Here is a 14469-nt window from a genome sequence, read left to right as displayed (position 1 = left end):
TGTGCCGTTATAACAAAGCCAGTTGTACGGGTGGCGGCGCCAGCACGCGGCGCAATTGCTCCGACGACGCGTCGTGCGCCGCCGCACGATAGTCCTGCGTCACGACGAACGGCTTGATCTTGTCTAGCGGACAGCGCAGTCGCACGAGATCTTCGTAACGAACTCGCCGCGAACGCCGCAATTCGACCAGCCGTTTAGCGTTGCGCATGCCGATGCCGGGTACTCGGGCGATCATGCGCAGCGGCGCCCGGTTCAGGTCGACCGGAAACTGCTCGCGGTGCGCCAATGCCCAAGCCAGCTTGGGATCGATGTCGAGCGAAAGGTTGCCCGGCTCCGCGAAGAGCTCGCCGACGTTGAACCCATAGCCCCGCAGCAGGAAGTCGGCCTGATAAAGCCGATGCTCGCGCAGGAGCGGTGGCGCCTGAGCCGGCAGCCCGGTAGGACTATCGGGAATGGGACTGAAAGCCGAGTAGTAGACGCGCTTCAACCGGTAAGAGCCGTAGAGCGTTTCGGCCGTTTGAAGAATCGTGCGATCGTCGGTCTGGTCGGCGCCGACGATCATTTGCGTGCTTTGACCGGCGGGCGAGAAAGAGGGCGCCCGCGTATCGCTTTGCGCTTCTTCTTGCGCGAGGCGGATGGAGCCCATGGCAAGCTTGATGGTATGAACGTTCTTCTCCGGAGCGAGCCGGGCGAGGCTGCTGTCGGTCGGCAATTCGATGTTCACACTGAGACGGTCGGCGTAGCGGCCCGCCTGAGCGATGAGTTGAGGATCGGCATCGGGAATGGTTTTCAGATGCACGTAGCCGCGGAACTGGTGGTCTTCGCGCAGCGACTGTGCGACCCGGACGAGTTGCTCCATGGTGTAGTTGGAGGACTGGATGATGCCGGAGCTGAGAAACAGCCCGTCGATGTAATTGCGCCGGTAGAAGTCCAGCGTGAGATCGACCACTTCCTCGGGCGTGAAGCGCGCGCGGGGCACGTTGCTCGTGCGCCGATTGACGCAGTACTGGCAGTCGTACAGACAGAAATTGGTGAGCAGGATTTTCAGCAGGGAGACGCAACGGCCGTCTGGTGTAAAGCTGTGGCAAATTCCGGCGCCCGTGCTGGCGCCCAGCCCGGGCCCGCCGCGTGATGCACGTTTGGGTGCGGCGCTACTTGCGCAGGACGCGTCGTACTTGGCGGCGTCGGCCAATACTTCCAGTTTTTTAAGCAGTTCCACGTTGCCACCAATACTGTATGGATGTACAGTATTGTACGTGGGGCGGACGGGAGTGCAAGTGGTTTCTGGAGGCGTAACGGTTTAGTCGGCAGGTCGGGTTGTAGACAGTTTCCGCGGGCGCTGGCTCGCGTCATGAATGGAGGTTCACCTATATGCGGGCGTTAATTTTCCAGGAGCACCATGCCTGAGCAACTCTGGTTGCCTGGGCTCGAAGCGCCCCCCAAGCTAACCGACGGTCTGTTTTTCGCCGTTTTCCCGGACTCGCGTACGGCGGCAGCCATGGCGAAACTCGGTGAGGCGTTCTGCACGCAGTCACGCTCGAAAAGCAAGCCGCTGGTTGCAAGCCGCTTGCATGTCACGTTGGGTCATCTCGGAAAATTTTCCGGAGGTTTGCCGCAGGACGTGGTCGACGCGGCTTCACAGGCTGCCGGGTCCATCCGGACGGAGCCGTTTTCGGTGCAGTTCGACATGGCGCGTAGTTTTGCGTCCAGGCCCCGGCCGGGCCCATTGGTGTTGACTGGCAGTGACGGCGTTGCCGGGCTTTACAAGTTTCAGGACGTGTTGGCAGAGGCTTTGCGAAATGCGGGAATTGCCGGTTCGGCTGAGTCGCCGGCCGAGCCCTTCCTGCCGCACGTCACGCTGGCGTATGGCTTGCCTTGGGCGGAGGCCATCGCTGTCGAACCCGCTTGCTGGAATGTGCGTGAATTCGCTCTGGTGCATAGCCTGGTGGGGCGCACCCGGCATGTCGTGCTGGCCAAGTGGTCTCTGGCGGGCTAGAAAAAGGCTGCAAATGGACTAGATACAGGCTGGTACGCGCTAGAAACGTACGCCGGTCGCGCATCCGCCCGCGAACCCTCCGCCGCTTCCTCCCGCGCCGCCGCAGAATACGCCGCATCCGGACAAAGCAAACGTGATCGCCACGGCGGTCAGTATCAGGCAGACGTAGCGCCGGATGGAGGGCATTGGCGAACTGGTTTTTGGAGTGTGCATAACGGTCGTTTCTTCATGAGCGCGCAGGCGGTGCGGAGGAGGCGTCGCTCGGCGTGTTTTTGTAGCGGGACCTAGAAATAACGAGCAGCAGCGCGGAGCCTTCACTCGCACATGGCCACGAATCGTCAGCGTAGTGCATGCGATGCCGTCCGCGGCTGCGCAAAATCGCAAAGTGCGGGAATTTTCGTCGGCTCAACTCGCGGAAACGTCGTGCGCGCCCTGATAGAATGCCCAGGCCGCAACGTAGTGGACTGCAGATGAAATTGCTTGACGCGTTAGTCGAACAACGTATTGCCGCCGCGGCCGCGCGCGGTGAGTTCGTCGATAGCCCGGCCGCACGGGCACCGCTTGCCGCGGGTGAGGATGCGCTGGTGCCCGAAGAAGTGCGAGTCGCTAACCGCATCCTGACAACTGCGGGGTTCGCACCGCCGGCGACCGAGCAGTTGCGCGCGCTCGGTGGTCTGCAGGCGGAACTCAATGCGGTCACTCATCGAGCCGCCCGTTGTCGCATCCACGCCCGGATGCTGGCGCTCGACATGGCGCTCGAATCGCTACGCGGCGGACCGCTGGTGTTGCCGCGAGAATACTGCCGGCGCATTGCCGAGCGCCTTTCCGAGCGCGCTGCTAATGTTCCGTCGGCTGAGAGGGAGTCGCAGTGAGCGAGCCGGAGTCGTGCGCTGACGCCCCCCTGCCGCCGGAGTTGCGCTTTGCTGCGCACGAGCCGGACTCCTTCGCGCCTTGCAATTCAACCACCGGGACCGCCAGCCCCGAACACATAGAAGTAAGCGGGTCCATCGGGAATGCCGGGACGGACAGGGTCACAGTTGCCCCGTCGACCGATTGCGATACCCGTGTCTGCGCTGACAATACGGCGCTCCCTTCCGGCGCATCGTCGACGGTAGCGCCCGCTTCCGAGCGCGATCTCCGATTCATGGCCTTGGCCCAGGCGGCGGCTGAAGAAGCTCGCGCCGCCGGCGAGGTGCCGGTTGGGGCGGTGCTCGTGCGGGGCGACGAGGTGATCGCCAGAGGCTTTAACCACCCGATCGGTGGTCACGACCCGTCCGCACACGCCGAAATGGTCGCGTTGCGCCACGCGGCGCAAATCGTCGCGAACTACCGGTTGCCCGGCTGCGAGTTGTACGTGACGCTGGAACCTTGTCTGATGTGTGCCGGCGCCATCATGCACGCGCGCATTGCGCGGGTCGTGTTCGGCGCGCGCGATCCGAAGACCGGAGCGTGCGGCAGCGTCGTCGATGCGTTCGCCAATCCGCAACTGAATCATCACACCACTGTGATGGGCGGTGTCCGCGAAGACGAATGCGCAGCCGCGCTCAAATCGTTCTTTGCCGAACGGCGGCGCGCAAGCCGCGAAGCCCGAGCGGCGGCGAAGGCCGAAGCACAGCCACACCCCGAAGCAGAGCCACACCCCGACGCGATCGTCCAGTCCCACTCCGACCCAACATAACGAACCGAAGACTCGCCCATGATCGTCCCCCGCACCATCGAACTGATTGCGCCGTCCGGCTATCCGCATGATCCGGAAATTCTGCAGCGGGCGCTGCATCGTCTGCATACGCACGGGCATCGCGTCGAGGGTGCGGAATCCGCAAAGCGTCGGTATCAGCGCTTTGCCGGAACGGACGGCGAGCGTGCCGCCGATCTGAACCGTCTCGCCGATTCCTCGCGCGAATTGCCGGATATCGTACTGGCCGTGCGCGGCGGCTATGGGGCAGGGCGCATTCTGCATGGGCTCGACTACGAGGGTTTGCAGCGGCGTCTGGCCGACAATCCGGTCGCGCTGGTCGGGCACAGCGACTTCACCGCGGTCCAACTGGCCTTGCTTGCACGGGCGGCCGTGAAAACTTTTGCCGGCCCCATGCTGATGAGCGACTTCGGCGCCGATCCGATCAGCGAATTCACGATGCGGCACTTCTGGTCCACGCTGACCAACCCGAGCATCACGATTACGAGCAAGACGCCGCAGGCGCACACGGTCGACGTCTCCGGCATGTTATGGGGCGGTAACCTCGCGGTCCTAACGGGGCTGATCGGCACACCCTATATGCCGCCGGTTCAGGGCGGCATCCTGTTCATCGAAGATATCAACGAACAACCCTTTCGTATCGAGCGGATGCTTTATCAGTTGCATTTGTCGGGCATTCTCGCGCAGCAACAGGCGCTGGTGATCGGCGATCTGTCGGGCGGCAAATCCTACGATTACGACAACGGTTTCGACGTGCGTGCCGTCGTCGAGCAGGTGAGGGCGGTAGCCGGGATTCCGGTGATTACGGGGCTGCAGTTCGGCCATATCGCCGACAAGCTCACGCTGCCGGTCGGCGCGGACGCGCGCCTGGTTGCCGATGCAAATGGATTCACGCTCGCTTTGTCGAACTATCCCTATCTGCGCTGACCGATAGAAAAACCGACAGAGAGAGAAGCGGACCCTCGTCCGCTATTTCTACATTCAAAAACGCAACTAACCGCCGGTTTTCAACGGCGTTGGCAAACCCTCAGGCCGATTCACGCCACTTACGATTGTTGACAAAATATGCTGACAAAAAGCGAGGTGCGTGATTTACATCTTGGCCTAGGGTAATGCCTGGCAGCGCCTGAAACCCACATCCACCATCCCTCTGCGCCTTCCAACGGCCTCATATCTCCAAACCCACCCAATAAATTGTTGACAATCTTTATGTCCATTTTAAGATTGCCGACATATCAAAGCGCACATCATGACCGACGCCCATTTCGTCACCGATATCAGTTCGAAACCCGAAGCGATCGCCGAGCGCATCCGCGCTGCGATCCTCGAGCATCGACTCGCGCCGGGCGCGAAACTGACCGAGGCGCAGCTTTGCGAAGTGTTCGGTGTCAAGCGGGGGCCGATCCGCCAGGCACTCGCGCAACTGGCGACTGACCGCCTCGTCGACCTCGAGCCGAATCGCGGCGCGTTCGTCGCGAGCCCGTCGTTGCAGGAAGTCCACGAAGTGTTCGAAATGCGCCGCATCATCGAGTTGGCCGTCGTCGAAAAAATCTGCAGCGGACACGGCATGCGACGCTTGAAATCCATCGGCAGCATGATCGGCCGCGAACGCAAAGCGTTCGAATCGCGCGATTTTCCGGCGTGGATTCGCCTATCGGGTGAGTTCCACACCGAACTGGCCGGTCTCACCGGCAACACGGTGCTATGCGACTGTCTGGGCGGACTGGTCGCGCGCTCCACGCTGATATCCGCGTTGTACGAATCGCTGGGACGCAGCCCTTGTTCGTTTGAAGATCACGAAGCGATTCTCGCCGCGCTCGACGCCGGCGACGCCAAAGAGGCCGCGGCACTCATGTCGCGCCATTTGCAAAGCGTCGAGTTGAAGATGCTGGAGCGCCCGGTGCGCGGGGCAGCGGATCTGCATGAAGTGTTCGGCGCGCTCAACGCCGCGCCACCGGCAGTCCGCAAAAAGAAGTCCGCAGCAGGCTGACGCAATCCGATGCAAGCGGCCGGTCCGCGTGTCGAAACCGTTGTCTGGCCATACCGAACCTGCACCGAAACTGAAAGTGCAACTTAAGCGGCAATTGAAGCTGAGCTGAATCAACCCGAAGAACAAAGCCTGGCAGCGCGACTCGACCTAAGCGCAGCCGGCTGACGCACGTCCGCACGTCCGCACGTTTGCAAGAAAGCAATAAAGCAATAAAGCAAGAAAGCAATAAAGCAATAAAGCCCCCTGTAACAGCGCCACCTACGAAGCACCCATCGCCCGGAATCCGCAGCAACGGGCAGTACGTTCGACTGCCAATACAGACTGGCAGTCAACCCAGTACGGAGACATCTGCGGCACGGCTGAATCGGCGGACCACGCGGCGATGCGAGGCCGACCGACCTGGCCGATGCAACGTCCTTCGGTAGCAACCGAAGGTTCCTATCTCAAGGAGGATTCATGGCTCAGTTCAGTGCAGCGCCCGGTAGCTCGACGATTCCGCCCTACGGCAACGAAGACGGCGGCTCCAACGACCCGTCGATACCCGCCGGTTACAGCGACCGCCTTTGCAACGAGGACCTGGCGCCGCTACGCCATCAAACCTGGGGCGCCTACAACATCTTCGCGTTCTGGATGTCGGACGTGCACAGCGTCGGCGGCTACGTGTTCGCAGGCAGTCTGTTCGCGCTCGGTCTGACGAGCTGGCAAGTGCTGGTCGCGCTGCTGGTCGGTATCGGCATCGTCAACGGGTTGTGCAATCTGATCGCGAAGCCTAGCCAGACCCACGGCGTGCCCTATCCGGTCGCGTGCCGCGCGACGTTCGGCGTGCTGGGCGCCAATCTTCCCGCGGTAATTCGCGGCCTGATCGCAGTCGCGTGGTACGGCATCCAGACCTATCTCGCATCCAGCGCGCTGGTTATCGTGGTGCTCAAGTTCGTGCCGCAACTCCTGCCTTACGCGGATGTTCATCATCACGGCTTCATGGGCCTGTCGACGCTCGGCTGGGCCGGCTTCATGCTGCTGTGGGTGCTGCAGGCGCTGGTGTTCTGGCACGGCATGGAAACCATCAAGAAGTTCATCGATTTTGCGGGCCCCGCCGTGTACGTGGTGATGTTCATCCTCGCGGGCTACATGGTGTATCGCGCGGGCTGGCGCAACATCGGCATCAATCTGGGCGGCGTCAAATATCACGGCATGGAAGTGGTCCCGGTGATGATCACCGCGACCTCGCTGGTGGTGTCGTATTTCTCCGGGCCGATGCTCAATTTCGGCGATTTCTCCCGCTATGGCAAAAGCTTCGCGAGCGTTCGTCGCGGTAACTTCTGGGGCTTGCCGGTCAACTTCCTGGCTTTCTCGCTGGTCACGGTGGTGACGACCGCGGCCACGCTGCCGGTGTTCGGCCAGTTAATCACCGACCCGGTCGAAACCGTGGGCCGCATCGACTATCCGACCGCGGTGATACTCGGCGCGCTGACCTTCACGATCGCGACCATCGGCATCAACATCGTGGCGAACTTCGTCTCGCCGGCTTTCGACTTTTCGAACGTCGCGCCGCGTCTGATCAGCTGGCGCGCGGGCGGCATGCTCGCAGCGGTCGCGTCGATTTTCATCACGCCGTGGAATCTGTTCAATAACCCGGCCGTCATTCACTACACGCTCGACGTACTGGGCAGCTTTATCGGACCGTTGTACGGCGTGCTGATCGTCGACTACTACCTCGTGAAACGCCAGAAGATCGTGCTCGACGACTTGTACACGATGGCGCCGACCGGTTCGTACTGGTACCGCAACGGCGTCAATTACCGCGCGGTGGCCGCGCTGTTGCCGGCGGCGATCATCGCGGTGATCTGCGTGATGGTGCCGTCGCTCGACGGGATGGCCAATTTCTCGTGGTTTATCGGTGCGGGCCTGGGCGCGCTGTTCTATCGCCTGCTTGCACGCTGAGTCAGCACTCGAGCAATACAGAAGGAGTTGCCATGCGCATCAAACTGATCAATCCGAATACGACGCAACGCATGACCGACGCGATGGGCCGCTGCGCGCGCGAGGTGGCGTCGCCCGGCACCGAAGTGATCGCGGTCAATCCGGGCATGGGGCCGCCGTCTATCGAAGGCTATTACGACGAAGCGCTGGCCACGCCGGGTTTGCTCGCCGAGGTGATCGCCGGCGAGCGCGACGGCTGCGACGGTTACGTGATCGCGTGTTTCGGCGATCCCGGTCTATACGCGGCGCGCGAGCTGGCGCGCGGGCCGGTGATCGGCATCGCGGAAGCGGCGATGCACGCGGCGAGCGTGCTGGCGCCGGGTTTCTCCGTGGTCACGACACTGGCGCGCACCTGCGGCATGGCCTGGCATCTCGCCGAGCGCTATGGCATGAAGCAGTTCTGCCGCAACGTGCGAGCCACCGACGTCGCGGTGCTCGATCTCGACAAACCGGGCTCGGCGGCGCGCCGCATCATTCTCGACGAGTGTCGTCGCGCGCTGGCCGAGGACGGCTCGGACGCGATCGTGCTCGGTTGTGCGGGCATGGCGGAGTTGTGCGCGGAGATCGAAGACGCGCTGGGCGCACCGGTGATCGAAGGCGTGACGGCCGCGCTCAAATGGACCGAAGCGCTGGTCTCGCTGCGGCTCGCGACGGCCAAGCGCGGCGACTACGCAAGGCCGCTGGCGAAGCGCTACGACGGCGCGTTGGAAAGCTTCAGTCCGAACGGCGCGGACGTGAACCCGTTGCCGCCACGACGCGCGGTAAGCCCCGTCACCGGGGCCGACGCCGCCGCGAGCCCGGACGCCGCCGTCGGGGTAAACGCCAGCGGAGCCACGCCGCACATACATTCGCTCTGACACGCATTATCTGCCGGGCTATATGGGCGCACCGGAACCTTTTCGCTACACTTGCTCCACTCGGCGGGGGCCGCACAGGCCTCCCGCCACGCTGCCCGGCGCGGCTTTCAAACCGGTTCGGGCAGCGTCTTCATCCCGTCACCACGCATCCGCCAAACCATGCCACTCGACTCGAACTACCCACGCGATCTGATCGGCTACGGCCGCCACCCCGTGCAGGCGAACTGGCCGGGGCGAGCGCGGGTCGCGGTGCAATTCGTGCTGAATTACGAAGAGGGCGGTGAAAACTGCGTGCTGCACGGGGACCCGGGCTCGGAGCAGTTTCTTTCCGAAATCGTCGGCGCCGCGGCTTATCCGGCGCGACACATGAGCATGGAATCGATCTACGAATACGGGTCGCGCGCCGGTGTCTGGCGCATTCTGCGCGAGTTCGAAAAGCGCGGCCTGCCGCTCACCGTGTTCGGCGTCGGCATGGCCATCGAGCGGCATCCGGAACTGGCTCGCGCCTTCGTCGAACTCGGTCATGAAATCGCGTGTCACGGCTATCGCTGGATTCACTATCAGGACGTGTCGCCGGAAAAAGAGGCCGAGCATATGCGGCTCGGCATGGAGGCGATCGAACGCGTCACCGGCGAGCGGCCGCTCGGCTGGTACACGGGCCGCGACAGCCCCAATACGCATCGGCTGGTCGCGGAATACGGCGGCTTTCTGTACGACTCGGATTACTACGGCGACGACCTGCCGTTCTGGATGGATGTCGAAGTCACGGGCGGCGCGAACTCGCCGCAACTGATCGTGCCGTACACGCTCGACACCAACGACATGCGCTTTGCGAGCCCGCAAGGTTTCAATACCGCTGATCATTTCTTCACCTATCTGCGCGACGCTTTCGACGTCCTGTACGAAGAAGGCGACGAAGCACCGAAAATGCTGTCCATCGGCATGCATTGCCGGCTGCTCGGCCGGCCTGGGCGATTCCGCGCGCTGCAACGTTTTCTCGACCATATCGAACAGCACGATCGCGTCTGGGTGACGCGGCGCGTCGATATCGCGCGTCACTGGCGCGAACATCACCCCTACCAGCAAAACCACCGCGGGACGGCCGCATGAAGGCGATGCAATACACTCTGGATCAACTCAACAGCCTCTCGACCGACGCGTTCGTCGCAACGCTGTCGGGCATTTTCGAGCACTCGCCGTGGGTCGCGGAAATCGCCGCGACGCAGCGGCCGTTCGGCAGCATCGCCGAGCTGCACAGCAAGATGTCGAACATCGTCGAAACGGCGGGCGAAGCCAGACAGTTGAACCTGATCAACGCTCACCCGGAACTGGCCGGCAAAGCCGCGGTGAGCGGCGAGTTGACGGCGGAATCCACGCGCGAGCAAAGCGGCGCGGGTCTCGCTCAATGCACGCAGGAAGAGTTCGACAAGCTGCTCGCGCTGAATAGCGCCTATCGCGCGAAGTTCGGCTTCCCGTTCATTCTGGCCGTGCGCGGGTACGATCGCCACGGGATCATCGCCAACTTCGAAGCGCGGGTGAACAACAGCCGCGCCGACGAACTGCGCGCGAGCCTCGACCAGATCTACCGGATTGCCCGCTTGCGGCTCGACGACCTGATCGACGCATAGACGGCCGGCCGCATGGGCACGTGAAGGTTCATGTGCGCGTTTATGCGGCGGCGAATTTTCAGCAGCAGCCCCTATCAAGGATACAAAGATGGCACTCCCGATTCTCGACCCCAACGCACCGGATTTCACGCGCCGCTATGTGAATCTGGCGGACCCGCGTCTGGGCGCGCAGGCGCTCGAGGCCAGCGACGATTTCTTCGCGCCGATGGAGCGCATGCTGAATCCGGAGCCGGCGGTTTTCATCCCCGGCAAATACGATAACAACGGCAAGTGGATGGACGGCTGGGAGACGCGTCGCAAACGCGTGAGCGGCTACGACTGGTGCATCGTGAAACTTGCGCGGCCGGGCGTTATCAAGGGGCTCGACCTCGATACCAGCCACTTCACCGGCAACTTCCCGCCGGCGGCTTCGGTCGAGGCGGCGCGCGTGGTGGACGGTGCGCCGAACAGTTCGACGCAATGGACCGAAATCGTCGCGTCGACCACGTTGCAAGGCAATAGCCACCACTATCACGACGTGAGCGATACGAACGCCTACACGCACTTGCGCGTGAATATCTACCCGGACGGCGGCATTGCGCGTTTGCGCGTGTACGGTCAACCGCAAGTGGACTGGGCCGGCGCGAGCCGTAGCGAACAGTTCGATCTCGCGGCGATGGAAAACGGCGCGTATCTGGTCGCGGCGAACAACCAGCACTTCGGCGCCGCGTCGACGCTGCTAATGCCGGGCCGCGGCGTGAACATGGGCGACGGCTGGGAAACGCGGCGCCGTCGCGAACCGGGCAACGACTGGGCGATCATCGCGCTGGCGCAGCCGGGCGTGATCCAGAAGATCGAAGTGGACACGGCGCACTTCAAGGGCAATTATCCGGATCGCTGTTCGATTCAGGCGGCGCACGTGACGGGCGGCACGGACAGTTCGCTGATTACGCAGGCGATGTTCTGGCCGGTGCTGCTCGCCGAACAGAAATTGCAGATGGACAAGCAGCATTACTTCGAAAGTGAAATCGCCGCGCTCGGTCCGGTCACGCACGTGCGCTTCAACATCATTCCGGACGGCGGCGTATCGCGTCTGCGCCTGTGGGGCACGCTCGTATCATGAACTCGCTGACCATCGAAGCCTTGACCAAAGAAACGTTCGCCGGGTTCGGCGACGTGATCGAACTCGACGGCGCGAAGCAGATTCCGATCAATCTCGGCACGACGATCCGCTATCACGATCTGGCGAAGGTGGATGTCACCGACGAGCAGGGCCGCACGCTCGTCAACCTGTTTCGTGGCCAGCCGCGCACGCTGCCGTTCGAGGTGAAGATGCTGGAGCGTCATCCGCTGGGCAGCCAGGCTTTCGTGCCTTTGAACGACAAGCCCTATCTGGTGGTCGTGGCGCCGGCGGGCGAGCTGGACCCGAGACGGATTCGCGCGTTCGTGACGAGCGGCTGGCAGGGCGTCAATTACGCGAAGGGCGTGTGGCACCATCCGCTGATCGCGTTGGGCGAGGTGAGCGACTTTATCGTGGTGGATCGCGGCGGTGAGGGGCTCAATCTCAACGAGCAGGATCTGGTGGAGTCGCTCTGGTTGACCGAAGAGGCGATGAAGGTGGCGGTGGTTTGAAGTAAGCCGGTGTTGCTCGATGGGGTGAGCGGAATCCGTGATCAGAACGCGTTGGAAAAAAGCCCGCAGCGATTCATTTGCTGCGGGCTTTTTTATTGAAGGAGGGCGACCCATCGCGCCCACGACGGCAAGCAGCGACAGGTCGGTGCCGTCCAGTCAAGGTCCGAATTGCTCGCGGATCAGGTTCAATAGATAACCTTCCGGCAGGTTCTGCCGGAAAAAGGGGTGGAGGTCGCGCGGCCACCGCCAGGCTTCTTCGCGTACGGGCATAGTCAGGCTGACGAAGTCGCTTGCCGACGCGTCGCGGATGTACTTCAAAACGTAGTCGCCGCGTTCGCGAAACAGAACCGCGACATGCCACAAGATGAACTGCCGACTTGTGCCTCAAAGGCTACAAAACCAAACATATCCCAGAATTTTGTGCTCCAAGGGCCACAAAAAAGCGGGCCTCCCGCTCTCGCGAAAAGCCCGCTCTGTCTCCACCATCAAAACCATCGGCGAAGTGCCGCTAAAACCCTATTTCGCCGCGCCACCCTGGAACCACGCAGCGATCTTCATCCGCTCGCCATCGGTCATCTGCGTGACGTTACCCAGCGGCATTGCCTTCAACGTCACCGCCTGCTGATAAATACGCTGCGCGTTCTGCGAGATTTCATCGGGCGTGTCGAGCAGCACACCGGCCGGCGCGCTGCCCATCATCGTCGGATGCGCGGAGTGGCAGGCAACGCAGCGTTGCTGCAGGATCGCCGCAATATCGGCCACTCTGACCACGGGCGCGTTCGCCGCCTGCGGTTGTTGTGCGACCGGTTTCGGCATCGTCCAGAAGAGCGCGGCGAACATCAGCACGATGCCCACCAGCGGCAGATACCACAGCACCTGGCCACGATGACGCATCACGAAGAACTGGCGAATCAGCGCGCCCGCCAGCATGATGATCAGCAACACGGCCCAGTTATACGGATGCGTGTAGGTCATCGCGTAATGGTTCGACAGCATCGCGAACACGACCGGCAGCGTGAAATACGTGTTGTGCACCGAGCGCTGTTTGCCGCGCTTGCCGTAGATTGGATTCGGCGTGTCGCCTTTGAGCATCGCGTCGACCATCTTGCGCTGGCCGGGAATGATCACGAAGAACACGTTCGCGGACATGATCGTCGCCAGCATCGCGCCCATGATCAGATAAGCCGCACGGCCCGCGAAGATATGGCAGGCGAGCCACGCGGCGATCAGCACATACACGCCGACGCAGATGCCGAGCACGCGGTCTTTGGTGCCGAGCATGCGGCACAGCGAGTCGTACACGATCCAGCCGGCCGCCAGAAAGCCGATAGCCGACGCCACCGCCACCACCGGGCCCATATCGAGTACGTTCTTGTCGATCAGATACGTGGACGGCGAAAACAGATACAGCACGGTGAACAGGCCAAACCCCGACAGCCACGTGGTGTACGAAGGCCACTTCGACCAGTGCAGGTCGTCGGGCATTTCCGGCGGCGCCACGGTGTACTTCTGCATGTTGTAAAAGCCGCCGCCATGCACGTGCCAGAGTTCGCCGAACACACCGCGTTTCTTCTGATTCGGGTCTTGCGGCGGTTTCAGGCTGTTGTCCAGCGCGACGAAGTAGAACGACTCGCCAATCCACGCAATCGCGGCAATGACGTGAAACCAGCGAATCGCCAGATTCAGCCAGTCGGTGATAAAGCCTTCCATGAAACTCCTCCACTTCTGATTCGTTGTTCACGCCACGACGTAGCAACGCTTACGTCGTGGCGCGACTGCAGGGTCGAACACGCGCAACGCCCGGTTCGCCGCGCGCCGTTTTATTGTTTGACTGACCGGGACCGCACGTAACCGGAACCTCAGCTACCGCGATACGTGCTGTACGACCACGGCGATACGAGCAGCGGCACGTGATAGTGCGCGCCGGCATCGGCCACGCCGAAGCGCAACACGACGCGATCGACGAAACGCGGTTCCGGCACCTTCGTGCCGATCGCCGCGAAGTAATCGCCGGCGCCGAACACGAGTTCGTATTCGCCCGCGACCAGCGCGTCGCCTTCGAGCAGCGGCTGATCGCAGCGACCGTCGTCATTGGTGGTAGTGGTTTTGAGCGCGCGGCGGGTGTCGCCCGCGAGCGCGAAGAGTTCGACCTTGATGCCCGCGCCGGGACGACCGTTCGCGGTGTCGAGCACATGGGTAGTGAGCTTTCCCATTCGCAATTTTCCTTATCTGAATGCGAGGTTTCGGCGGCGGCCCGATCCCGTTACGTTGCGGCGGATCGAGGCTCCACGTCAGTGGCTACATACCCGTCGGCGTTTCGATGCGAGCGCCGTGGCCGCCATTGTAGAAAGCTTGTCCCGTTAAGCGTGCACGAGATAGGAAAGATAAGACCTGGCGCATGACAGACAGCCTGCTGAAAGCCACGACGCCCGGATCTTCCAGGCAATAACCCTGACTTCGATCTACCGGCGGATCGTACCGGCGCCAAAAAAGGCCCACTATATCGCCAGCCTGAACCCCAGTATCTCGACGGTACGAGTTGTCAGACTTATTTTGGCCCCTGAAGGTTACGCCTGTGCGCCGCAGCAAACCCGGGTGAAGCCCGTCACAGCGCGACGCACGCGCCCGCAGCACGTAAGCTCGGGCACCCCGAAGACGGCGGAAACACGCCGGGTAACCGGGCCAACGGCGTTCGACGGGACGCGGCGGCA

Annotated in this window: 13 protein-coding genes and 2 pseudogenes; 11 read left to right on the top strand and 4 right to left on the bottom strand. The window is 62.4% G+C overall.

Annotated elements, in window-relative coordinates:
* Window positions 1-7: 7 nt before the first annotated feature.
* Window positions 8-1219, bottom strand: a complete 1212-nt coding sequence (locus tag FQ746_RS25165; protein ID WP_144112494.1) for a putative DNA modification/repair radical SAM protein — start codon at window positions 1217-1219, stop codon at window positions 8-10.
* Window positions 1220-1399: 180 nt separating this feature from the next.
* Between FQ746_RS25165 and FQ746_RS25160 the strand changes: the two genes are divergently transcribed.
* From FQ746_RS25160 to FQ746_RS25110, 11 genes and pseudogenes are all read left to right on the top strand, one after another.
* The gene (locus tag FQ746_RS25160; protein WP_144112492.1) at window positions 1400-1996 is read left to right on the top strand and encodes a 2'-5' RNA ligase family protein; all 597 of its coding nucleotides are present in this window, start codon (window positions 1400-1402) and stop codon (window positions 1994-1996) included.
* A gap of 470 nt (window positions 1997-2466) precedes the next feature.
* On the top strand, window positions 2467-2868 hold the full coding sequence (locus FQ746_RS25155) for a DnaJ family domain-containing protein (RefSeq protein WP_144112490.1): 402 nt from the start codon (window positions 2467-2469) through the stop codon (window positions 2866-2868).
* Between the two features lie 242 nt (window positions 2869-3110).
* A pseudogene (gene tadA, locus FQ746_RS25150) lies at window positions 3111-3674 on the top strand (tRNA adenosine(34) deaminase TadA); the annotation flags it as partial.
* 18 nt (window positions 3675-3692) lie between these two features.
* On the top strand, window positions 3693-4619 hold the full coding sequence (ldcA, locus tag FQ746_RS25145; protein ID WP_144112488.1) for a muramoyltetrapeptide carboxypeptidase: 927 nt from the start codon (window positions 3693-3695) through the stop codon (window positions 4617-4619).
* 322 nt (window positions 4620-4941) lie between these two features.
* Window positions 4942-5682 carry a GntR family transcriptional regulator gene (locus FQ746_RS25140; protein WP_144112486.1) on the top strand — a complete coding sequence of 247 codons (741 nt, stop codon included), beginning with the start codon at window positions 4942-4944 and terminating at the stop codon, window positions 5680-5682.
* 456 nt (window positions 5683-6138) lie between these two features.
* Window positions 6139-7623: an NCS1 family nucleobase:cation symporter-1 gene (locus FQ746_RS25135; RefSeq protein WP_144112484.1), complete on the top strand. Its 1485-nt coding sequence runs from the start codon at window positions 6139-6141 to the stop codon at window positions 7621-7623.
* A 32-nt stretch (window positions 7624-7655) separates the two neighbouring features.
* Window positions 7656-8519, top strand: a complete 864-nt coding sequence (locus tag FQ746_RS25130) for an aspartate/glutamate racemase family protein (RefSeq protein ID WP_144112482.1) — start codon at window positions 7656-7658, stop codon at window positions 8517-8519.
* A 159-nt stretch (window positions 8520-8678) separates the two neighbouring features.
* The gene (gene puuE, locus FQ746_RS25125) at window positions 8679-9629 is read left to right on the top strand and encodes an allantoinase PuuE (RefSeq protein ID WP_144112481.1); all 951 of its coding nucleotides are present in this window, start codon (window positions 8679-8681) and stop codon (window positions 9627-9629) included.
* Window positions 9626-10147, top strand: coding sequence for a 2-oxo-4-hydroxy-4-carboxy-5-ureidoimidazoline decarboxylase (gene uraD, locus FQ746_RS25120; protein ID WP_144112479.1), 522 nt, complete (start codon window positions 9626-9628; stop codon window positions 10145-10147). Before puuE ends, uraD begins: the two co-directional genes overlap by 4 nt.
* A gap of 88 nt (window positions 10148-10235) precedes the next feature.
* On the top strand, window positions 10236-11249 hold the full coding sequence (alc, locus tag FQ746_RS25115) for an allantoicase (RefSeq protein WP_144112477.1): 1014 nt from the start codon (window positions 10236-10238) through the stop codon (window positions 11247-11249).
* Window positions 11246-11758 carry an ureidoglycolate lyase gene (locus FQ746_RS25110; protein WP_144112475.1) on the top strand — a complete coding sequence of 171 codons (513 nt, stop codon included), beginning with the start codon at window positions 11246-11248 and terminating at the stop codon, window positions 11756-11758. Before alc ends, FQ746_RS25110 begins: the two co-directional genes overlap by 4 nt.
* 159 nt (window positions 11759-11917) lie before the next feature.
* Here FQ746_RS25110 and FQ746_RS25105 read toward each other — a convergent pair.
* From FQ746_RS25105 to uraH, 3 genes and pseudogenes are all read right to left on the bottom strand, one after another.
* Window positions 11918-12124: pseudogene (locus tag FQ746_RS25105) on the bottom strand (HipA N-terminal domain-containing protein); the annotation flags it as partial.
* Window positions 12125-12274: 150 nt separating this feature from the next.
* Window positions 12275-13468: a urate hydroxylase PuuD gene (locus FQ746_RS25100; RefSeq protein ID WP_144112473.1), complete on the bottom strand. Its 1194-nt coding sequence runs from the start codon at window positions 13466-13468 to the stop codon at window positions 12275-12277.
* A 149-nt stretch (window positions 13469-13617) separates the two neighbouring features.
* Window positions 13618-13971: a hydroxyisourate hydrolase gene (gene uraH, locus FQ746_RS25095; protein WP_144112471.1), complete on the bottom strand. Its 354-nt coding sequence runs from the start codon at window positions 13969-13971 to the stop codon at window positions 13618-13620.
* Window positions 13972-14469 lie beyond the last annotated feature (498 nt).

Source organism: Paraburkholderia sp. BCC1886 (genome assembly GCF_900996245.1).
Taxonomy (GTDB): Bacteria; Pseudomonadota; Gammaproteobacteria; order Burkholderiales; family Burkholderiaceae; genus Paraburkholderia.
The sequence above is the reverse complement of the archived record's forward strand: the minus strand, read 5'-3'. Positions and strand labels throughout refer to the sequence as shown.

Bases quoted from the DNA above. Each gene is read 5' to 3' on its own strand.
- FQ746_RS25160 (WP_144112492.1), top strand. From the start codon at position 1,400: ATGCCTGAGCAACTCTGGTTGCCTGGGCTCGAAGCGCCCCCCAAGCTA.
- FQ746_RS25155 (WP_144112490.1), top strand. From the start codon at position 2,467: ATGAAATTGCTTGACGCGTTAGTCGAACAACGTATTGCCGCCGCGGCC.
- ldcA (WP_144112488.1), top strand. From the start codon at position 3,693: ATGATCGTCCCCCGCACCATCGAACTGATTGCGCCGTCCGGCTATCCG.
- FQ746_RS25140 (WP_144112486.1), top strand. From the start codon at position 4,942: ATGACCGACGCCCATTTCGTCACCGATATCAGTTCGAAACCCGAAGCG.
- FQ746_RS25135 (WP_144112484.1), top strand. From the start codon at position 6,139: ATGGCTCAGTTCAGTGCAGCGCCCGGTAGCTCGACGATTCCGCCCTAC.
- FQ746_RS25130 (WP_144112482.1), top strand. From the start codon at position 7,656: ATGCGCATCAAACTGATCAATCCGAATACGACGCAACGCATGACCGAC.
- puuE (WP_144112481.1), top strand. From the start codon at position 8,679: ATGCCACTCGACTCGAACTACCCACGCGATCTGATCGGCTACGGCCGC.
- uraD (WP_144112479.1), top strand. From the start codon at position 9,626: ATGAAGGCGATGCAATACACTCTGGATCAACTCAACAGCCTCTCGACC.
- alc (WP_144112477.1), top strand. From the start codon at position 10,236: ATGGCACTCCCGATTCTCGACCCCAACGCACCGGATTTCACGCGCCGC.
- FQ746_RS25110 (WP_144112475.1), top strand. From the start codon at position 11,246: ATGAACTCGCTGACCATCGAAGCCTTGACCAAAGAAACGTTCGCCGGG.
- FQ746_RS25100 (WP_144112473.1), bottom strand. From the start codon at position 13,468: ATGGAAGGCTTTATCACCGACTGGCTGAATCTGGCGATTCGCTGGTTT.
- uraH (WP_144112471.1), bottom strand. From the start codon at position 13,971: ATGGGAAAGCTCACTACCCATGTGCTCGACACCGCGAACGGTCGTCCC.